Here is a 20,795-nt window from a genome sequence, read left to right as displayed (position 1 = left end):
TTGCAAGGCAAAAAGTTCCACCAGGGGAGCCCTGGAGGAGCACCGCAGTCTACCCCGGCGCCTGGGTTGCAAAGCAGGACTTGTTACACTAACAGCGTGAAGATTCTGGTTACCGGTTTTGAGCCTTTTGCCGGGTTACCGCACAACCCCAGCAGCGCTTTGCTCGAGCACCTGCCCAACCGGCTGGGCCAGGCCGAGTTGGTGCGCGCCACGCTGCCGGTAGACACCCTCCGGGCGCCCGAGGCCCTGCAGGAGCTCTACCGTCGCCACCAGCCTGCCGCTGCGCTCCACCTGGGGCTGGCCGCAGGCCGGGCACTCCTGTCGCTCGAGCGCCTGGCGGTAAACCTGCTCGACTTTGAAATCGCCGACAATGGCGGGCACCACCTGCAAGACACCCCCATTCTGCCGGGGGGCCCCCTGGCCCTGCACACCCGACTCCCCATCCGGGCCATCCAGGCCCGCTGGGCCGAGGCGGGCATTCCTGGCGTGGTCAGCAACAGCGCGGGGCTGTATCTGTGCAACCAGGTGATGTACCTGGCCCTGGCCACGCTGCCGCTGGAGGCGCCTGCCGGGTTCATCCACCTGCCCCCCGACGAAACCCTGGCCCTGCACAAGCCCCAGGCATTTGTGCCACTCCAAACCCAGGCCCAGGCCATCCGGCTGGCCTTGCAGGTGACCCTCGAGCAGTTACCCAAGACCGGGCCAGCGTCCACCCCACAGCAGAAAATGCCCGGTACTGGGGCCTCGAGCAGCCTGCCTGCGCGCAAGGTTGAATCGGCATGACCGATGTGCTCATCATCTCTGGCGGCAACGCCGAAGACCTGATCGGCGCTTCTCTCTGCGCATACCTGGAGGGCCTCTCGCTGGCGGCCCTGCCCCTGGTGGGGGCTGGCAAGCGGTACGAAGGCAAGGTCGAACGCATCCTGGGCCCCCGCACCCAGATGCCCTCGGGGGGCTTCCCCTTCAATAGCCTGGAGAACCTGATTGCCGACCTGAAGGCCGGTTTTCATCTGGAAATCGTCCGGCAGATCCGGGCCGCCCAGCTTGCCCGGGGCGAGGTGCAGGCGGTGGCCGCGGTGGGCGACGCCTATACCCTGGCCATCGGCGTGCTGGCCTCGGACTGGGGGCGGCTGCCGCTGTTTCACCTTCAGCCACAAATCTCTCACTACTACTGGGGGGGCCGTAGCATCTGGGAGCGGCTCAAACAGCCCAACCAGTTTGCCGCCGAGGACTACCTGTTCTACGAGCGCTGGATGCACCGCTTCGTGCAGGCCGTATACGTGCGCGACAAGCTGAGCGAACAGCGCGCCCAGCAGCTTGGCATGCACAAGGCCCGTTTCGTGGGCAGCATGGCCATGGATACCCTATCGGCCCCCGAACGCGACCTGAGCGGGGTGCTGGATGGCAGGCCGGTGCTGGTCTTGCTGCCCGGCACCCGCGGTGACGTGCGCTTTAGCCTGCCCCTGATGCTCGAAAGCGCGGCCCTGCTTCCCGAGATGCAGGGTCTGGTGGCCTGGGCCGGCGACTTCCAGCACGTACCGCTACCGGAGGGCTGGCGCCTCGAAGTGCAGGACGAGCACACCGCCAGCGCCGTATCCACACAGCACCGGGTCTGGCTGTTGCGGGGTGCCTTCTCGGCCATTTTGCACGTGGGGCAGGTCGCCATCGGCACTGCCGGGACTGCCAACGAGCAGGCCGCCGGGATGGGTATTCCGGTGGTAGCCTTCTCTACCCCTGGCCCTCAGTACATCTACCCCAACGCCCTGCGCCAGAGTCGGTTGCTGGGCAAAGCCCTGCGCCTGGTGGAACCTAGCCCCAAGGCCGTGGCCGAAGCTGTGCGGGTTTTTCTGACGGATGAAGCAGCTCGTGAGGCGGCGCGAAGGGAGGGCCTCGAGCGCAACGGGCCCCGGGGAGCCTTGCCCCAAATTGCCCAGGAGATTCGTCAAACACTGGCTTTGGGGGGTGCCCATGCCGGATAGCGTGCTGGCCCTGGTGGTCACCCACAACCGCAAAGCGCTCCTCGAGGAGTGTTTGCAGCGCATCCTGCAACAAACCTACCCGCCCGCCGAGGTGCTGGTGCTGGATAACGCCTCGACCGATGGCACCGAGGCAATGGTGCGGCAACGGTTCGCCGCGCTTCGCTACGTGCGTCTGCCCGAAAACACCGGCGCGGCAGGTGGATTTCATCATGGCCTGGCCCTGGCCAGGGACCTGGAATACGACTGGATCTGGCTACTCGACGACGACGCGCACCCTGAGCCGGACAGTCTTTTCCTTATGCTCGAGGGCCTTCGCAGGGTGCGGGGGATGGGCCTCGAGCCCAACCTGTTGCTAAGCCGGCTGGTCTGGACAGATGGGCGCCCTCACCCTATGGGCATCCCATGGCCCGACCTCCGCCGCCCCGCCTTGCTGCTCAAGTCCAGGAAGCAGAAACTGTTGCCGATACGCTTTGGCACCTATGCTTCTATGCTGGTCAGCCGTGCTGCCGCCATGGCGCATCCCTTACCCACCAGGGACTACTTTCTCTGGAACGACGACCTCGAGTACTCTGGTAGGCTCTTACGCCGTGGCCTGGGCTTCCTGGTTCAGGATAGCGTGGTCGTACACAAAACCCGCAATCCCTTTAGCTCGGCAATCACCGCTAGCGACGAACAGTTTTACCTCGAGGCCCGCAACCGGGCCTGGCTGGTGCGCTCCGATGCCTTTGGCCCTTTAGGAAAAACCTTCTGGGCGCTCAACAGCCTGGGGGTGTTTGTGGCTAGGCTACGTGAGCGGGGATTGGGGGGCGCAAAGATAATCTGGAAAGGGTGGCTCGAGGGTCTTCGCAATCCCCCGCCCAGATACTGAACTATTCGCTCACCACTGGGTTCGTTCGTGGCGAAACCTCAGCAGAAGCAACAATTGTCGGCTGTGCTAACATATACCCGTGCGCCTGTACCGCATCGGCCTGTTCACCGACACCTACCTGCCAGGGCCAAACGGGGTCGCCACCAGCGTCTATTTGCTCAAGCGCGAGCTGCGCCGCATGGGGCACGAGGCCTGGGTGCTGGCCCCCGAAATGCCCGACGCCGACCCCAGGGAGGAGTGGGTGGTGCGGGTGCCCAGTGTGGCCTATCCTTTTTTCGAAAATCAGCGCCTGGCCATGCCCAGCAGCCGCCTGCTGCCCACCGAGTTCGAGATCTTCCACACCCACACCCCGCTTTTTATTGGCATCTGGGGGGCCCGGCTGGCCTACCGCAACCGCCTGCCCCACGTTTCTACCTTTCACACCCACCTGGAAAAATACGCCCACTACATCCCTGGTGTGGCTACGCTGGACAAATACGTCGGCATCATGCAAAAGGTCTGCCAGGCCTTCTACAACCGCGCCGACGTGGTCATCGCCCCCACCGACCCGGTCAAAAAGCTGGCCGAGAGCTATGAAATCGAGCGAGAGATCAAGGTGATTCCCACCGGCATCGATACCGATATCCTGCAAACCGCCCCCGATCCGGTCTCGCCCTGGCCCGCCGGTAAGCGTCGCCTGCTGCATGTAGGGCGGCTGGGTAAGGAAAAAAGCGTGGATGTAGTGATTAAAGCTCTGGCGGAAATTCGCAAGGAATCGGACGCTCATCTGGCCCTGGTGGGGATGGGGCCCGACCAGGAAGAGCTAACCCAACTGGCCCACCAGCTGGGCGTCGGGGAGCACATTACCTTCGTGGGGCCGGTGCCCTACGAAAAAATCGGCGGCTACTACCGCATGGCCGAGCTATTTTTGTTTGCCAGCGAGACCGAGACCCAGGGGCTCGTCATCTGGGAGGCCCAGGCGGTGGGCGTTCCGGTGGTAGTGGTGGGGGCCGAGGGCACCCTGCAAGGGGTGGAGGTGGGCAGCAGCGGCTATCTGGTGCCGCCAGGGGATTACCAGGCCATGGCCGAACGGGCCCTCGAGCTGCTGCGGGACGAGGCTCTGCGGCAGCGCTTTAGTGAAGGGGCCCGTAAATTTGCCGACCGGCGCACAGCCCGCCGGGTAGCCGAACAGATTGTGGCCATCTACGACGAGGCGACTCGGCTGGTGGAGTTTGAGCCGCGCCGGCTCAAGATTCCCTTCCCTCGGCTGCCGCAAAATAGCCTGTCGAATTCCCGCCAAGGTTCATAGCCTGCCGCCACAAAAAAGGGAGCCAACCTCCCCGAACTCGGCGGGCTGAAGTGAGTACCAGGGCGTCACGCACGTAGCGAACCCGGCCCTTCCTCATCAAGGTCCATCCCAGAATTACGTCCTCCCTGGCCTCGACCATGGGGTAGCCCCCCAGCTCCAGGGCCGTCTGGCGGTGGAAAGCCATGTTCGCAGCGGCCAGGTTGGGCTTGCCCAAAAGCGCCATCATCTTCAGAAAAACGCCATAGCCCAGTTCGGTAAGTTCCTCCTGCCAGGCCGGAAGTCCAAACATGCGCATGGGGCCATAGAGAGCCACGCTGTTCTCCATGTGGGGTCGCAGGGCCTCGAGCCAGCCTGCTACCGGTCGGCTGTCGGCATCGGTCGTGGCCACCCAGTCGCCCGTAGCCGCTTCTAGTCCGGCCTGGCGCGCCACCGCAACCCCCGGGGTAGGACAGTTGACCAGCTTGACCCCCATTTCCACCGCCAGCTCGCCCGTCCGGTCAGTTGAACCATTGTCCACCACGATAATTTCGTCGGGCGGCAAGGTCTGGGCCTTGAGTGCTTGCAAGCACCCTAATATAAATTGTTCTTCATTTCGAGCCGGAATTACCACCGAGATGCGCACAGGTATACTCTAAGCCGTGCGCCTCAAGTTACAACGTCTTTCCCCCTGGCGCCTCAGAGGATTGTCGGCGGTAGCCCGCCTGATACTGGCCTGGGGCTTATTGGAGGGGGTTCGCAACGGATTCTACGCCGGATACCTGGCTATTCATGGGGGTAGCCTGGGCTTCACCCTGGCCGTGATTGGCACCGCCTGGAGCATTCACCTCCTGTCGGACAGTTTCAGCAAGAGCCTGGGTGGTTACCTTTCGCAAAAGCTGGGCATGGGTATTGTCACGCTGGTCGGTGGAGCGATAGGGTTACTGGCATTGCTGACTGTGCCCTACGCGCAGTCACCAGTTTTGTTGTTTAGCCTCAGTCTGGTCTGGGGGGTGTCGCTTTCGGCCATCTTCCCCGGCTTGCTAACGCTTAGCAGCCAGGTAGCTGTACAGGGACGGGAGGGCCGGGCAGTCACCCTGACCAACATGCTGACCGCTCCCTGGACGGGAATTGGTGTGCTCGGAATAGGTTTTTTGACCAAGGTCAATCCTGGCCTGGCCTTGAACATCCTCGAGTGGATCCAAATAGCGGTTATCCTGATCGGCCTTTCGCTCATTTTCCGGCCCGAACGCGTTCGCCCACCAAGGCAAGAACTCTATCCGTGGCGACGGCTTCTGCTCTTTATTCCCGCCGCCTTTGGGCAGACCTTTGCCCCAGCTTTGTTCAGTTTTTACATTCTCAAGTACGCCCAGGGGCTGGGCTTGAGCATGTTCTGGATCACTGTCTTGATCGTACTGGGTGGTGCCATTTCCACTATTTTGCTCATCTGGACAGGCCGCCACGCCGACCGTAAAAGCCCCCGCGAACTGCTGATTGTGGGGCTATTGTTCATTGGCTTGGCCATGATTGGCCTTGGCCTGAAACCCGAACTTCCCGTTTTGCTGCTGCTGGCCGTGGTGGGTGGGGTAGGCTTTGGCTGCTTTGGCCCGGCCTGGAATGCGCTTGTGGTGCGCTTGCTGCCAGAAAACAACCGGGCCGCTGCCTGGGGTACTCTGATGACTGTGGAAGGGCTGGGACACGCCACTGGCCCGGCAGTCGGGGGCGTGCTGGCCGCTGCAATTGCCAACAACGCGCCTTTCTTTGCCGGTGGAGCAATTATGCTTTTGCTTAGTGTATTTTACGTAGTGGCTTTGTGGAGGCCCTGGTGGACATCGCAACCCTGATCGGTTCGCTGGTCGTTGCCGTACTGCTGCTTTACGCCCTGGCCGAGGTGCTGGGCCGCTGGATGGGCGTTGGAGCACTGGCCTGGGGCAACCGGGCTGAACCCAAAATAGCCCTGACCTTCGACGACGGCCCCTCAGAACAGACCGAGGCCATTCTGGGGCTGCTGCAAAAATACAACCTCAAAGCTACTTTTTTCCTGACCGGTCAGCAGGCCGAACAACGACCCGACCTGGTAGAAAAGATGGCCTCGGCAGGCCACCAGCTCGAGGCCCATGGCTACTGGCACCGTCCCGCCGTGCTGATGGCCCCCTGGACGGAGTGGGTACACATTCAGAAGAGTCCGGGAAAACTCTACCGCCCTCCCTGGGGCATTCACTCCCCCTTTACCCGTCTATTCGCCAGAGTGCAGGGCAAACAAGTTGTACTTTGGGATATTGAATCGCAAGATTGGCTGGACAAACCTGCCGAACAACTCGTCCAGCGAATGATGTTTTACATCAAGGGGGGTTCGGTGGTGCTGTTGCACGACGGCCCGGCCCGAACCCTCAGCGTACTGGAGTTACTGCTGCCCAGGCTGGTGGAAAACGGCTATCAACCGGTCAAGCTAGGTGAGCTTCCCCTAAAACCCCTGGGCCCGCGCCAGGGCTTGATCCGGATTAACCAGGGCTATGAGGAACGCTACGACCGAAAGGTGGGCAACATCAAGGTGGGGTATCGTTACAACCACATCCTGCGCCTGGAACTCCAGCCCTACCCCGGCCCCGACCTGCCCGAGTACCCCAAGGGGACGCCCTGCGCCCACATCCACTTTGAGTCGGCCCGTTTGGCCGACATGACCCCCATACAGGTCTTGCGAGCTTTCCGGGAAACTTTCAAAGAAACCGTGCAGTTTCTTGAGGAGCACCCTGAGATACGGTTTCTGTTCGGCTACAGCTATCTGGGGCAAGGGGCGCTGGCCCTGGGATTTAAGACCCATCCAGTGCCTAAAGCTATGGAACTGCAGTCCAAAATTACTACCGCCTGGTTTGCCTGGCTCTACCGGGGCGAGATCGCGCGTCACCTGTTCACCGACCCTGCCCAGGTGGTGTATATCAGCCGCGAAACCATCCTGGACAAGTATGGGCCAAAGCCCAAGGCCGAGCTCCAATAAGCTGCGTCTCTTCTGGGACAAAGGATTCCTAACCCTGGTAGGACTCGATCTTTGTGAAGAGGACTCTAACAACTTTACCCAGGCGGTTAGCTTTACCCAGGCAGTTAGCTTTGAGGGTCATCCCAAGCTCCCTCATCCGGCGACACCCCAGGTGCAGTCAAGCGTGTTCCTATCGCTATTTGTAAATGGCGCAGTCGGGGTGTCACCACCTTCTCCCCGTTGGGAGAAGGTAAAGGGTTCATGTGGATTTGGTATAAATGAGCCGCGCATCGCAATTAATCGCATTTATGGGCAATCGACGTGCTTCAAGACATGCCGCAAAACAAGTTATCCGTGCACTAGAAACGGAAGGTAAATCCCAGGCCGAATTTGACCCCGTCGTTGCGGGTGCCATCGCCAATGCCGGTTGCGATGTCCAGGGTAAGGTCGGCTCCGATGGGGCGGATGGTATAGCCGAAGGAGAACTCGGGCCGTGGTTGGGGGAAAATTTCACTGCTGAAGCGAAAGCGGTAGTCGCCTTGCTGGTATTCGGCAAAGATGGTCTGGTAGCCCCGCAAGTCTACCGTATAAGCGAAGAACAGCTCAGGCAACAGGTAGCGCCCGATGGTAAAACGGGTTTCCTCGAGGGTACCCCCGTTGAGGGCAGGAATTTCAACCCTGACCTGATCAAGTCCCAGGGCTTTGGCCAGTTCGCGCTCGAGCTGCCCCACGATAAAGTTCTGCACTGCCGCCTGGAGGCCGGTCTGGGCAATATCGGCCGGCAGCGCCGAAAGATCGGAGCGGCCCAGCAACAACAGGGCGTAGATTTCGGCATCGGTATAGGGCTGGCCGTCGTTTTTGCGGGCGATATCGTTGTTGAAGCGGGCCACGAAGGTAGGGGTCAGGTTGACCTTGATGCGACCGTTCTGCCGCACGAACTCTCCTTTGAGGGTCAGGTTGATCTGAATGCGCCGGTTATCCTGGCCCCGGTCTTGCACCTGGGTATCGGCCACAATCTGCAAATCGGGCAGGATGCCCGCTGCAGGGCTGAAGCGAGCATAGCTCCGTTCGTCGGGCAAGCGGTCGCGGATGGTGAAATCCCGATCCCAGAGCTTGAAATTGCCCCTGAGCGCCACCACTTCGCCCGAGAGGAAGGGATTGGTGAAATCGCCGTTGAGGAAGAGTTCGCCTGCTAGCTCGCCCTGGGCCAGCGTCTCTTGAATCAGAATGCCCCGCTCGGCCCGCAGACGAACGTTATTAAACTCCACAGGCACTACACTGGCCGCTCGGGTGGCCCCTGGTTCGGGTGGAGCCGCGATGGTGACCTCCCGCTGCCCCTCCGGGAAGCCCAGCCGGGCCCTAACTACATCGGCAGAACCCTGCACCAGATAGGTCCCGCGCACGTAGCGCAGGATCAGGTTGGTCTCCAGTAGTCCATCGAGCAAGAAGTACTGCGGATAGCGCACCGGTACCTGCCCTTGCAAGGTCAGGATCAGCTGAGGGAAAAGCGTGCCATAAAGACGAGCATCCTGCTTTTCCAGTGTGGCGTCCAGGGTATAGGCGGGATAGCTAAAGCTCAAAGCAAACGGCTCATCTGGGCTGAGTAGCGGTAGATTGGTGGTTCCTTTGGCCCGTACGGTGAAGTTACGGAGGTCACCTTCGCCGGAGAGCTGGGCCTCGGCCGGATAAGGTGCGGTCAGTTTGATGCGTCCCTCAGCGCTGGCAGTATCGCCCACCTTCAGCACCGCGCGGGGGGTCTCGGCCCGCACCGGCCCCAGTTTGAAATTGAAGTTTTCCAGCGTCAGGTCGAAAACCTGCCCACTGGAGGCCAGGCGCAAGGTGCCGCTGCCCTCGGGAGCCAAGGGCTTGAGGTTGGGTATCACCTGCAGAACCGGCGTGAAGGAGGTATTCTCCAGGTTCAAGCGAAGGTTGCTGCCCTGCCGGCCATAGAAACCCGAGCCGCTCCAGGTACCCTTGCCCGAGAGGGCCAGTTGGTCTATGTAGAGCCGCTCCTGCTCAAAGCGCAGGGCGGCAGTACCCACCAGGGTATCGCCGCCTCCCTGGAAGCGAAGGTACTCGCCCACCCAGATGCCTTTGGAGGCCCAGGGGTTGCGGGTGTTGAAACTGAAGGCGGTCCGACCCGTCCAGTAGGCCTGCCCGGCCAAATCGCCCGCCCAGGTGGAAAACAGCCAGTGCAAGGGAAAAGAGGCTGCGGTAGCTTCCCCACTCAGGATGCCATTTTCCAGCTTGACCCTGGCGGTGGTGCGGTTGAAGCCCAGCACCCCGTTTTCGCCCAGCGTGCCTTGATTACCGGTGCGCTCGAAACTGAGGTCGGCCTGCAGCAGGCCGTTGCTGAAGGAACCCTGGGCACGGGTAGCCAGGGCCAGGTCGTCACCTCGGACCCGCAGACCGGGGCTTCTCAGGTTGAACAGGAGCACACCCTGGCTGTACTCCAGCGAACCCGAAGCGCGCCCAGTAATGAAGGGCAGACGGCTGCTGACCTGCGGGACTTCCTCCAGGGCCAGGTCGCTGAAACCGGCGCGGGCCCGCAGGCCGTCGCGGGCCAGGCTGGCTTCCACTTCCAGGCGCCCCAGGTCGCCGACCAGGCTGCCTTTGGCCGAGAGGGTTTCCTTCCCCTCGATTTTGAGCTGTAGTCGGCTGGCCAGCAGTTCCAGGGGCAAATCGATGTTCAGGTTGCCCAGCCAATCCCCCTGGCCGGTGTACTTCATCTGCCCCTGAAGCCAGGGCCCCCGGGCGCTAAGTACGGCCTCGAGCAGGCGACCTTCGGCTTCTATTCGCTGTTTCTCTTCGGCATCGAGGTAGCTCAGTTGCCAGCGCCCATCCAGGCTAATTTGTCCACGCAGCGTGCCGGTTTTCCAGGGAAGCCAGGAGGTCTCGGGATGGGTGACGCGTACATCGGCTTTGGAGCCCGCGCCTTCCAGGGCCAACCCCAGTCCATAGGCCGTGAGATTGAGCCCCCCGCCAAGCTGACCCTGCTTGAACTGGAGTTCCCCAGACCCCAGCTCGGGGGCTGCAAGGCGCACCGCCAAGGTCTGTAAATCCAGGTCTGCTACCAGCCGCCCGCCCGCTAATGGATAGACCGCCTCGAGTTCGGGCCCCCGGCCCCGCACCTCCACATTTCGCACCTCCAGCCCGCCCGAAGCGCTGCGGTCCGAGAGGTTGATCGTCAGGCTGCTGGCCCGCCTGGTGCTGGCCGGGGTTGGGCTGTCCAGGCTCTCGCGGTTGGGGGCCACCTGGAGCAGGGGATAGCGCAAGCGCAGCGCCAGGCCCAGCACCTCGCCATCCACCACCGGAATCCCCGCCCCGGAAAGCTCGAGGCTGCCCTCGCGGAAGCGCACCCCCCCCGACCAGGTCTGAGCATAGACCACCGAACCCGCCAGATCTCCGCTCAGACTGGCCCGCAACTGATTCTGCCGCCAGGCCGCCTGGATGGCGCCCCGGCGGCCCAGCGCATCCCAATCCAGGCTTCCCTCCAGGCTATTCCAGTGGCCGCCGACACGCCCGCTCAGCTGGAGGCCGCTCAGGTTGTAGTTTTGCAGTCGGGCCTCGAGCCCCTCAGGGGTCAGGGTAGCCTCCAGCCCTACGGCGCGGAGGCGCAAGCGGGTGTCCTGGCCCTCGAGGTTGGCCCTTTGACCAGCAATCTGGTACTGGCCCGCAATCCACTGGCCCGGATAGATACCCCGGGCCTCGAGGTTCCCCAGCCCCCGGGGCAAAGCGCCCACATACGACCAGTTGAGCTGTAAGGGGTTCAAGCGCAGGCGTCCGGAAAGGGGGGCCAGTTCGGCCAGGCCGCGCAGGTCAATTTCACTGCCCTGGGCGCTGAGTTGCACCGCGCCCCACTCCGGCACCCGTACCTCTGCGCTGCCCCGCAGGGAAAGCGGCGCGGCGTCGAGGTCGAGGCGGCCCTGCAACAAAAGCCGGGTAGCCTCGGATGCACCCTGCACGGGCAAGGGGCCTTGCAGGCTGGCCTCGAGCTGCCAGCGGGCCGGCTGGGCCCAGCCCTCGCGCAACTGCCCCCGCAAAGAGCCCTGCCAGCCCTCCCGGCCCTCGAGCTCGACCCGGCCCTCCCCCAGGCTGGCCCGCCCCACCAGCCGCCCACCGGGCAGCGGAACGTCGAGTTGCAGCAACCCACTCGGCGCATTGCCCCGCCAGCGGGCTGTGCCGCTGGCATAGGGGCCATCCAGCTGCAGTTGCAGCTCGCCGTCGTAGCTCAGGTCAAAGCGCTGTTGCGCGTAGCGACCCCCGATCTGGGCCTGCAGCTTTGCCGGGAGGGCTGTACCGCTGGCCTCGAGGTTGGGGCCACGCAACGTAAGCGGCAGACTCAGGCTCTCCCAGGGCCCTTCGCCCTGGGTCTGAAGGCGGATGGGCAGGCCTGTAAAGGGCTCGAGGTCGCTGTCCATACTGAGCTTTAACCGGCCCCGGGCCAGGCTGGCCGACAACCCCGCCCCCCGGGCTTCGGCCCAGAGCTGCTCCTCTGGGCGCACGGGCTCCTGGCCGTCCCGAGGGGGGACGGCTTGGTAGCCAAACCTGAGGGCCACTTCGGCCCCACGCCCTGCCAGGGTGCCCTCGCCCAGCAGCTCCGGCTTGAACAGGGTTCCACCTAAGGTGCCCCGCGCTTTCAGGGTATTGGCGGCCAGGGTGCGGGTATAGCCCACCTGGCCGCTCAGGTCGCCCTGGCGGTTGATTCGGGCCTCCACGTAGGCGTCGTAGGCGGTGCCACGTGCCGCCAGGCTGTTGCCTTCTCCTCGCAGCTCCAGGGCGATCTGCTCGCCCTGGGCCCGCATCAGACCGGTGAAGGTTTCGCCCCTTAGGGCCAGGTTGCCCGATAGAGCAAAAAGGCGTTCACCCACCTCGAGGCTCCCCTGCCCCGAAAGCCGCACCTCCTCCAAATTGGCCGCCTGAGCCTGGGCCTCTACCCGCATGGGCGCAGCCCAGACAAGCGCCCAGCGGGCGCCTTCGCCACTCAGGCGCAGGGGCCCGTTTTGTCGCAGGTATTGCAGGCTGGTAAGCCTTCCGCTGGCCTGGTACTTGCTGCCTGTGCTGGAGAGTTCCAGGCTGGCCTGGGCATAGGGGCTCTCGAGCCATACCTGGGCCTGCCCCCGGCTCTGCTGAAGGGCATAGCTCCCCTGCACCGTAATCTTGGCCAGAGGGGTATCGGTCACCAGCGCAAACTCGGGCCGTAAGCGCGGGCCCCCTATCTGGGCTTCTACGTTCACATCCTGCACGCGGTACGACAACCGGCCCTGAAGCTGCTCACCCACGCGGAGCAGACCCTCGAGGTCGCCCACCCCAATGATCCGGGGGTCGTTGCCGGGCTCGAGCTCCACCACCACCCCGGCCCGGTACTGTGGCAAAAAAGCCGATAGGGATCGGTCTTTGTAATCCACCACCACCCGCTGCCCATAGACCTGCAACTGCCCCGCCATCTCGCCCTCCGGCACGGCGGAAGCAAGGCCACTTGATGAAAGCAACCCCGCCAAGTCCAGGCTTCCGCTCAGGCGCCCCTGCACATCGGCGTTGAAAATTTGGGCCAGGTGGGCAGTCTCGAGGTCGAACCCCACCTGCCCTCTAACCAGTTGCATCCGGCCTTCGGGTAGGTTGAGGCTCGCTTGCAGCCGCGCCAGATCGGCGCCTTCGGCCTGCACGGTAGCGCTGAGGGGAAGGCCCGCATAGATGGTGCGAAGGCTCCCCTCAATGGCAAGCGACTGCCCTTCCACGCTGCCTTGCAACACCCCCGAACGCTCCAGAACTCGGTAGGGCCAGTTCACCCTTCCGGCATAGGAAAGCCCCTTTCCTTCCAGTTCCAAGGGCCCTTCCAGCTTCCAGGTTTGCTCCAGCACATCCGCACTGAGCCGCCAGGGCTGGGGTTCCAGATAGGGCAGGTTGTAGCGCCCCTGGCCCCTGGCTTCCAGGTTGTTCCATGGCCCCGCCACCTCGACCGTGCCGCTCAGATAAGGTAGCCGCAAACTGCCCCTGAGCGCCACCGACTGGGGGCTGACCACGCCGCGCACCGTGCCGTAGGGGCTCTGGGCTTCCAGGCTCGCCGGCCCCAGCAAGGCCCGACCCGTCATCTGGGCCTGCCCATAGGAGGTTTCCAGACTCAGGCGCCCGCCCCGCTCCGACCAGTTACCCGTCAGGGTTCCCGGCAGCCCCCAGCGGCGCAGGTCGTAGCCGGTAGCAATCGCCCGCAGGCGCAGCCCTTCCAGGGGGTTCCCCGCTACCAGGCGATAATCCCCGGCCAGGGTCAGGCGGCCATTCTGAAAGAGCCCGGAGTAGCTCAGGTTGGTGCTGCGGCCCCGGAACTGAAGCGCCCCCTCCAGCTGCGGCAGGCGCAAGCGCCCCTGGTAGGCCAGGCCAAACAAATCGGCCTGCCCCTGCAGCTCGCCCGCGTATCCGGCGTAATTCAGACGCCCCCGCACCGCCAGGTTGCGCCAGGCACCCTGCCCATTCACCACGCCATAGGGGGTGCGCAGTTCCAGGCTGCCCCGCTCAAGGTTCCCTCGGGCCTGCAGGCTGCCGGGCTCGCGGTTTACCAATAGCGGCAGGATGCCTTCAAAGGGGAGCCCGGCCTTCAGCTCGACCCGCCCCCCCGGCCAGCGCACCTCGGTACGGTTTCCTTGCAGGGGCACCGGGGGAACTTCAATCGCGCCCGTGAGCGGTAGGGTCAGGCGACCCTCGAGTGCCGTGGTGGGCCAGACCGGGCCGCTAAGCTCGGCGTAGCCCTCGGTGTCGGCCCACAGCGTGGCCCCGCGCCCCTCCACGGTGCCGCGTAGCCAGGGCGAATCGAAATCCACCTGGCCCTTGTAAAGCGAGCCCTGCAAGCCCAGGTTGGCTTCCAGGCGAATCTGTGGCCCCAGCACCAGAGGCCCCCGCAGCCGCAGTCCATCGGTTCCGTTGGCGGTGATATCGAGGGTCTCGAGCCGGGCCTTGAGGCCGGCGCTATCGGCGGTGCCGCTCAGGGGCAGCACCCGCAGGGGGGTGCGTACCTCGCCCCGGTAGCGGGTGGCCAGGTCGTAGAGCTCCCCGTCCAGCGCTACCCGCTCGCTTTGCAGGTTCCAGCCGCCCGAGAGCCTGCCTTCAGCGTAGCGCAAATCGCCCGAGAGCTTGAACGCTTCCAGGATTTGCAGCGGCAGGTCGCGCACCCCCAGGGTAAACACCCCGTTGCGGTAAAGCCCCTCGGCATAGCGGTTGGAAAGCCGCCAGGCGTTGCCCTCCTGCCGTACCGCAAGGGGGAAGCGGGTATAGGGCGAGTCGTAGTTGAGGTCGCCGCTAAAGCGTCCGGCTTTCAGGCTGGCCTGCCCGGTAAGCTGGCCGACCAGCAGCTCCAAGCCCGAAAGCTGCATCTGCAGGTTATCCCAGGTGCCGCTCAGGCTCACCGCCCCCAGCCGGCCCTGCACCCCCGGGCCCTGCCCCTGTAAGCTGCCCGACAGGCTAAAGGGCTTGGCGGTGGGCAGGCCCACGTTTTCCGACTGCACCACCAGGCTCCAGCGCGGCCCGCTGCTGGCAAAGCGCAGTGCTGCTTCTCCGAGTAGAGGTTTGGGCCAGACCAGGGTGCCCTCGGCCTGGGTGATGGAACCCTTGCCCCTCAGGCGCAGGTTGCTGCGAAAGGAGTCGCGCAAGGCCACGGTGTACTCGTCGGTGTTGCGCAAAGCCACCGTGGCCTGAAAGGTTCGGTCGAAAAAAGCACCATCCACCACGGTATCGAGGCGGAACTTTTTATCGAAGGCCAGGGTTCCTTCATAGGTTAGGGGCTCGTTCAGGAGGCGGCCCTCGCCGCGGTAGCGCCCGCTCAACACCAGGTTCTGCCAGCCACGGCCCTCGAGCACCAGCGGCCCACCCCCGCTAATGGGCAGCCGCAGGCCAAAGTTTTGCGCCAGGGCCGGCAGGGTAGGGTTGCCCTCCACCCGAAAGCGGTACTCCTGGTTGGGCAGGTCCACGGTGGCCGAGCCTTTGAGGGGGCCCTCCAGACCCCGCCCAACCAGGTTGGCCGTGACCCTCTGCCCATCAAAATCCACGCTGCCGAAAATATCGCTAAGGCTGAAGCCCACAATCTTCACCCGCGCGTTCTTGATCTGGTTCTTGCCCAGAATGCCGTTTTTGACCTTAGGGCTAATCGTCCAGGTGCCCCAGAGCTCCCCCGCCTCAAAGCCATCGAACCAGTAACGGGCCGCCCTCAAGTCGCCCCTGGCCTCGATCTGCCAGGCCTCGAACTCACGCCCGGTACGCTGAACTGTTCCCATGAGTTTTCCATCCGGGAGCGCCACCGAGACCTGATAGGGGCCGCTGCCCCGCACGGTAGCCCGCAGGGTGGGCAAAAAAAACTTCTGGCTCTGCTCGATCTGCACGCTGACGCGGTTCAGCACCAGCTCATCCACCCGCAGGCGGATGGGCGCAGGGGCTCCCGGCTGGCGCTGTTCGGGAATAATTGCATCCCAGCGTAAAAAAACATCGCCTTCTTCGGCGAAAATCCGCAAGGGCAGTTCCCGTCGTTGCAGACTGAGCAGGTTGTAGCCAATCCGCAGGCGCTGGGCCTCGAGCTGTAGCCCGTGTCCCTCGAGCTTCACCCCCCGCAGCTCGATTCCGCCGAGTAAATACCCGCCGACCGCCTGCCATTGTCCAGTAAAATTGGCCGCTTTGAGGCCCTCTTGCAAAACATAGCTGATGAGCGGTGGAAAAGCTGGCAGCCCCACCAGCAGGAGGAGCAAAATTACCGGAAGCCAGCGCCCAAACCGCACAACACTTAGTCTAGCCCAAGAGTCTGAGTGGAATCTAGGAAATTGCCCATTGCAGGCCAATCCAAGCGGTTAAAAACTGGCCAATTTTGTGTCAAGTCCAAAATACCCCTTGGACAACTAGCCATACACATGGCTTGGTACCTCCGGACATATCAGGATGGGCCGGTGCTCTATTGGCTGGTTTATGCGACACTATTGTAGATTGAAGTCGTGCTTCGAATCACCGTACTGGTTAGTGGACAGGTGCAAGGGGTAGGATACCGTTATTTTACCCGCAAAAAAGCTTTTGAACTTGGCCTCGCCGGCTACGCCGAGAACCTTGCGGATGGGCGGGTAGAAGTGGTAGCCGAGGGCGAAAAAGCCGACCTCGAGCACCTGATTCACCACTTACGCCAGGGCCCCAGGGGTGCAAGAGTTGAGCAGCTAGACGTTCAGTGGAGCGAGGCCACCGGCTTGAAGGGTTTTCAAACCTATTGACGCAAACCCCTGCTTCGAATTTCGACGTCCAAATGTAAATCTACACAAAACCGCGGGCGTAAATCAAACGCAGACCCGTACATCGCAGGGTCGGTGCGTGAAACCTGGCAAACCTCAGCCAGGGACACTTCAGACGTTTGGTGCTGAAAAAATGCCCGCAGGTAGGTGACCTCTCTGGGTGTTATGGCCCCACCTAGCCTCCCCCGTTGGGGGAGGAAGGCGTGGTTTTACTTTATGCACCAACCCTGCCGTACATCGCAAGCCACACACATTCGATTGTCAGATTCGGTGGTTTCGTCACCGACGGGTGACGCTTTTTTACCGACCCTCAGGGAGAGGTGTGCTCCAGGATTCAATACAGCCCAGGATTCAATACAGCGTAGTATAGATGGCTATACCTGGGGATTTGCCCTTCCATAGCACCCCCCTTGCCCTCCCCTGCCTGGGGAGGGTAGGCAGTGTATGGGGGTCTATACGACGCTGCATTCAATAGGTTTTTTTGCAAACTGTCCTTTTGAATGCGGCATCATCTGTATAATCGGCTTTGAAAACCTTTGACCAAAGATACAAAGGCCATCACTGCCTGCGTGTAGAGAGTTCCGAATTGAGAGTGGTTTGCTGGGGCCGGCTATCGGTCAGTTGAAGCCGGTACTGCTGCCGCCACTTCAGGGGGCACATACGCCCATGCCGCCGGACGCACCCCCTGGCCCACAAGGGCACTGGCCAGAGCTTCCTTGAGTTCCTGAAGTCCAAAACCCTTGACTGCTGAAACGGACACCCCCCCCAAACGCTCTTTGAGGAACTCGAGGTCGAAGCCACCGGCCTGATCGGCTTTGGAGAGCACCAGGATACGCTTTGCCTCTACACCCAGGTCGGCCAGCAAGCCTTCGACTACCTGATAGCGCTCCAGGGCACCCTCCTGGGAAGCATCCAGCACATGCAGCAGTACGTCGGCGTCGCGCAGCTCTTCCAAGGTCGAGCGGAAAGCCTCCAGCAAGTCGCTGGGCATACGGCGAATGAAGCCTACCGTATCGGTATAGAGCACCTCTCCAATACCGGGCAGGAAGCCCCGGCGGGTCAGCGGCCGCAGGGTGGCAAACAGTTTGTTCTCGCCCTCTTCGCCCTTTTTGGCCAGTGCTTGCATCAGGGTGGTTTTGCCGGCGTTGGTATAGCCCACCACCCCCACGATGGGCAGGCCCGATTTCTCACGCTGTCGCCGGGTTTCCTGGCGCCGGCCGGCTATTTCTCGCAGCTTGCGGGTCAGCTCGGCGATGCGGTCTTGCAAACGGCGCCGATCCACCTCGAGCTTGGTCTCCCCCGGCCCCCGGGTACCGATACCGCCGCCCAGGCGGGACAGCTCTTTGCCCTTACCCACCAGTCTGGGCAGCAGATACTTGAGCTGGGCCAGCTCCACCTGTACCTTGGCCTCGGGGGTGCGGGCGTGCTGGGCAAAGATGTCAAGGATGAGCTGCGTGCGATCCAACACCTTGAGGCCGGTGATGGCCTCGAGCTCCCGGGCCTGCGCCGCGCTCAGTTCTATGCCAAAAATCAGGGTGCCCGCGTTTTGGTGGTAAGCCTGCGACACCAGTTCCTCCACCTTGCCTCGGCCCACCGCATAGCGTGGGTCGAGGCTGGGGCGGAACACCAGCTCCTTGTGGGCCACTATGGCTCCGGCAGTGCGGGCCAGCTCGGCCAGTTCAGACAGATCTACCTCGGCCTGCACCCCTTCGCCCTGGTCGAGCCCTACCAGCAAGGCTCGTTCGCCCGAGCCGTCCCGTAAGTCCAGCCCTCGAGCCTGGCGCGACAGCTCCTCTTCCAGTGCGCCCACCGCCGCACTTACATCCCACTCCAGGTATTCGTGGTAGGGCCTGGAGGGCAGAATCTGCCAGTCTTCCTCATCGGCCCTGGGCGGCGAAAGCTGGGCCAGGTGCAGCTTGCCGGGGTGGCCTTGTTCTACCTCCAGGGCCGCCATGGCATCCAGTCGGTGCAAAAACAGCATCGAGAGGTCGGGTCGTGAAAGCCCGCCGCTGCCCAGATGGGTGTGCAGCACGCGATAGCCGGAAAGGCGGGTTTCTACCAGGGCCGACTCGGGCACGGGCAGTTCCTTCGCATCCCCCACCGCCACCCGAATCACCCGCCCGCCCCGGTCAAACAGCAGGCTGATAGGCTTTTCCAGCTCCTCTGACAGAGCCGCCAATGTGCGAACCAGTTCAGCCGACACAAGCCGGCTGGCCCCCACTCGGCGGTTGTACAGGTTGGCAAGGCGCTTCTTTTCGCTAGGCTTGAGACCGTTGGTGCGTCCGAAGATTTTCTCCACTAATCAATCACCCAAGCTGAGCTAAAAACAAACCCGCCCCCTCCACCGTTTTGGGCTTCCGGGAGCGCGGCTCGTGGTCTCAACTTACAATAAGTATAGCACCCGTTTTGTCAGGGGAAGATGATAAAAGTCACAAGAGGCCACAGCCTATCCAGACCTTTCCAGGTACGCTTTGAGGTGTGAACGCTTTGAAGGCGGTTTTCTTTGATCTGGATGACACGGTACTGAAGCCGAGGGCTGTCAACCCCTGGACAGCTTTTAAAAAAAGCCACGGCCTCGAGCCCGACCTGCTCATTCTGGAAAGCATTGCAAGGCGCCCAACGGACGAACAGGCTCTCCTTCATCACAAGTTATTGCAGTACGAGCAGGCTTTGTCGGCCAGTTCCGAGCTACGCGAAGGTATGGCGGACTTGCTTGAGGAGCTGAGTGTTATAGCTCTCAACACTGCCCTCCTGACCAATAATCACCGTATTGCTACCGAAGCTGCATTGCGAAAGCACCGGCTAGCCTTTGACCTGGTGTTGACACGGGAGGATGCCCCACCCAAGCCCAGCCCGGCCCTTTTGCAGCTGGCCCTGGAGCACTTTAAACTCAAGCCTTGCGAGGTGCTCTACATCGGCGACTCAGAAGGGGACTTGCGGGCAGCGCAGGCCATAGACTTACCGGTATGGTTTCTGGCCACGCCGCACAACTCGACTTTGCACCCCCGTTTCGAGTACCCTGGGGAGTTGTTGCAAGCACTTTTGCAGCGCTAGGGGTAGGATTTATATTAGATTCGGTTAGTTCGGCGCCGGATGGCGGCGAACTAACAGGGCCGAAGTTATCCGCGTAGCGGAGGGCGATACCGCCCCTTGGAAGGGAGACGCTTTCTTCGCCGACCGACAGGGAGGGGTGTGCTCTAGGATTCTAAAAGATAGCCTCTGGGGATCTTTGGTTTGGATGATTATCTTTTTGAATCCGGTATTACATATGCGGTGGTGGACGCTTGGAATGCTCTTTCTGGGGCTCGTTTTCTTTAGCCCCAAAGCCGCTTCTGGTTCGCTGCAAAAAGCCGACTGGATTGTGGTGTTGGGGGCCGCGCAGTACAACGGCGTGCCCTCGGTTATCTTCCGAAACAGGCTCGAGGCCGCCCTGCACCTGTACCGCCAGGGCTATGCCCCCCGCATTGCCGTCACGGGCGGGCGTCGCCCCGGTGACCGCTACAGCGAGGGCGAGGTCGGCTGTCGGTATCTGCATGCCAGGGGCGTCCCGCGTTCGGTTCTCTACTGTGAAAAAGAAAGCCGCCGCACCTGGGAGAATCTGAGCAACATTGCGCCTATCATCGGCAAGGCTCAGGTGATTATCGTAACCGATGAGCCTCACCTGCCCAGGGCGCTCATTCTAGCCGAGCAAATTGGACTCAGGGCTACGGGGTTTGCCGTGCGGGGTCAGTTTAAGGAAACCTACTGGCAGCGCGAGAGCTGGCTGGCGGCCCTGGCTCGCCTGGGTGTGCGATAGCTATAAAGCCAAGTGTCAGGTGCCGACCCAGGGCAAGGACAAAGGTAATCTCTGCGCTTTTCCGTCATTTTGACGCCGATTCGGAGCTTTTTTTGAGTTTCCTCATCCCAATTCCCAAAAAACGCCGAACCCATCGCAGGCTCCCGGGTAGGTAGCTCCAAGTCTCTGGCCTTCGACCTGCGACAGCACATCAGCATCAGCGTTTGAACCTATCCAGTGAAGACATGTAACCTTCCAACAAAGCCCGAAACTGGCCCACAAACAGGTCGCGCTCGTTGCGAACCTGCTCTATGTCGGCTTTGATGCGCTTCATCTGGTCTATCAGCTCCTGAAGCGCTGCCTGCCGTTCGGACTCGGTCTCGCGCTTGATAAGCTCGGCCTCGCGCTCGGCCTGGGCCTTAATCTCGCGGGCAATGCGTTCAGCCGCTACCACCGCCCGCTTGAGTTCGGCCTCGCCCTCTTTGGACCTGGCCAGTTCGGCCTCGAGCTCGCGGATATGGCTTCTCAGGCGCTCGTTTTCTTCAATCAGGGCGGTCTGCACATCGGCCACCCGGCCCAGGTACTCGCGCACCTCGGCTACTGAGTAACCCCGAAGCCCTTGTCGAAACTCCTGATAGCGAATGTCCAGAGGTGTGAGGTCGCCCCGCTCGCTCATCCGAAACT

Annotated in this window: 13 protein-coding genes; 9 read left to right on the top strand and 4 right to left on the bottom strand. The window is 62.4% G+C overall.

Going from position 1 to position 20,795, the window contains the following annotated elements; all coding sequences use genetic code 11:
• The first annotated feature begins 96 nt into the window (after positions 1–96).
• The 4 genes from Q0X23_RS13445 (at position 97) to Q0X23_RS13430 (ending at position 4,135) form a co-directional block, all read left to right on the top strand.
• Entirely contained in the window at positions 97–783 is a 687-nt protein-coding gene (locus Q0X23_RS13445; protein ID WP_308446093.1) for a pyroglutamyl-peptidase I, read from the top strand.
• Positions 780–1,979, top strand: coding sequence for a lipid-A-disaccharide synthase-related protein (locus Q0X23_RS13440; protein ID WP_297860755.1), 1,200 nt, complete (start codon positions 780–782; stop codon positions 1,977–1,979). Before Q0X23_RS13445 ends, Q0X23_RS13440 begins: the two co-directional genes overlap by 4 nt.
• On the top strand, positions 1,969–2,847 hold the full coding sequence (locus tag Q0X23_RS13435) for a glycosyltransferase family 2 protein (protein ID WP_297860754.1): 879 nt from the start codon (positions 1,969–1,971) through the stop codon (positions 2,845–2,847). Before Q0X23_RS13440 ends, Q0X23_RS13435 begins: the two co-directional genes overlap by 11 nt.
• Positions 2,848–2,926: 79 nt before the next feature.
• The gene (locus Q0X23_RS13430; RefSeq protein WP_297860753.1) at positions 2,927–4,135 is read left to right on the top strand and encodes a glycosyltransferase family 4 protein; all 1,209 of its coding nucleotides are present in this window, start codon (positions 2,927–2,929) and stop codon (positions 4,133–4,135) included.
• Here Q0X23_RS13430 and Q0X23_RS13425 read toward each other — a convergent pair.
• Positions 4,074–4,745, bottom strand: a complete 672-nt coding sequence (locus Q0X23_RS13425) for a glycosyltransferase family 2 protein (RefSeq protein WP_374707480.1) — start codon at positions 4,743–4,745, stop codon at positions 4,074–4,076. The two genes, Q0X23_RS13430 and Q0X23_RS13425, sit on opposite strands and share 62 nt — an antisense overlap.
• Positions 4,746–4,773: 28 nt before the next feature.
• Between Q0X23_RS13425 and Q0X23_RS13420 the strand changes: the two genes are divergently transcribed.
• Positions 4,774–5,955 carry an MFS transporter gene (locus Q0X23_RS13420; RefSeq protein ID WP_297860751.1) on the top strand — a complete coding sequence of 394 codons (1,182 nt, stop codon included), beginning with the start codon at positions 4,774–4,776 and terminating at the stop codon, positions 5,953–5,955.
• Positions 5,937–7,106 carry a polysaccharide deacetylase family protein gene (locus Q0X23_RS13415; RefSeq protein ID WP_297860750.1) on the top strand — a complete coding sequence of 390 codons (1,170 nt, stop codon included), beginning with the start codon at positions 5,937–5,939 and terminating at the stop codon, positions 7,104–7,106. The genes Q0X23_RS13420 and Q0X23_RS13415 overlap by 19 nt, the downstream gene beginning before the upstream one ends.
• Before the next feature lie 338 nt (positions 7,107–7,444).
• On the opposite strand, the gene Q0X23_RS13410 is transcribed toward Q0X23_RS13415, so the two are convergent.
• Positions 7,445–15,841: a translocation/assembly module TamB domain-containing protein gene (locus tag Q0X23_RS13410; protein WP_297860749.1), complete on the bottom strand. Its 8,397-nt coding sequence runs from the start codon at positions 15,839–15,841 to the stop codon at positions 7,445–7,447.
• Positions 15,842–16,051: 210 nt separating this feature from the next.
• Here Q0X23_RS13410 and Q0X23_RS13405 point away from each other — a divergent pair, with 210 nt between their 5' ends.
• Positions 16,052–16,318 carry an acylphosphatase gene (locus tag Q0X23_RS13405; RefSeq protein ID WP_119341033.1) on the top strand — a complete coding sequence of 89 codons (267 nt, stop codon included), beginning with the start codon at positions 16,052–16,054 and terminating at the stop codon, positions 16,316–16,318.
• Between the two features lie 628 nt (positions 16,319–16,946).
• On the opposite strand, the gene hflX is transcribed toward Q0X23_RS13405, so the two are convergent.
• Positions 16,947–18,635, bottom strand: coding sequence for a GTPase HflX (gene hflX, locus Q0X23_RS13400; RefSeq protein ID WP_297860748.1), 1,689 nt, complete (start codon positions 18,633–18,635; stop codon positions 16,947–16,949).
• Positions 18,636–18,814: 179 nt separating this feature from the next.
• Between hflX and Q0X23_RS13395 the strand changes: the two genes are divergently transcribed.
• Positions 18,815–19,390, top strand: coding sequence for an HAD family hydrolase (locus Q0X23_RS13395; RefSeq protein WP_297860747.1), 576 nt, complete (start codon positions 18,815–18,817; stop codon positions 19,388–19,390).
• Between the two features lie 214 nt (positions 19,391–19,604).
• Positions 19,605–20,132 (top strand): YdcF family protein, encoded by a 528-nt coding sequence (locus Q0X23_RS13390; protein WP_297860746.1) that lies wholly within the window; start codon positions 19,605–19,607, stop codon positions 20,130–20,132.
• A 196-nt stretch (positions 20,133–20,328) separates the two neighbouring features.
• On the opposite strand, the gene Q0X23_RS13385 is transcribed toward Q0X23_RS13390, so the two are convergent.
• Positions 20,329–20,787 (bottom strand): DivIVA domain-containing protein, encoded by a 459-nt coding sequence (locus Q0X23_RS13385; RefSeq protein ID WP_297861229.1) that lies wholly within the window; start codon positions 20,785–20,787, stop codon positions 20,329–20,331.
• Positions 20,788–20,795 lie beyond the last annotated feature (8 nt).

The organism is Meiothermus sp., assembly GCF_026004115.1.
In the GTDB taxonomy this organism is placed as follows: Bacteria; Deinococcota; Deinococci; order Deinococcales; family Thermaceae; genus Meiothermus.
This window is presented reverse-complemented; position numbering and strand designations above follow the sequence as displayed.

Coding starts and splice junctions, on each gene's coding strand:
- Q0X23_RS13385 (WP_297861229.1), bottom strand. CDS start 20,787: ATGAGCGAGCGGGGCGACCTCACACCTCTGGACATTCGCTATCAGGAG.
- Q0X23_RS13435 (WP_297860754.1), top strand. CDS start 1,969: ATGCCGGATAGCGTGCTGGCCCTGGTGGTCACCCACAACCGCAAAGCG.
- Q0X23_RS13390 (WP_297860746.1), top strand. CDS start 19,605: ATGCGGTGGTGGACGCTTGGAATGCTCTTTCTGGGGCTCGTTTTCTTT.
- Q0X23_RS13440 (WP_297860755.1), top strand. CDS start 780: ATGACCGATGTGCTCATCATCTCTGGCGGCAACGCCGAAGACCTGATC.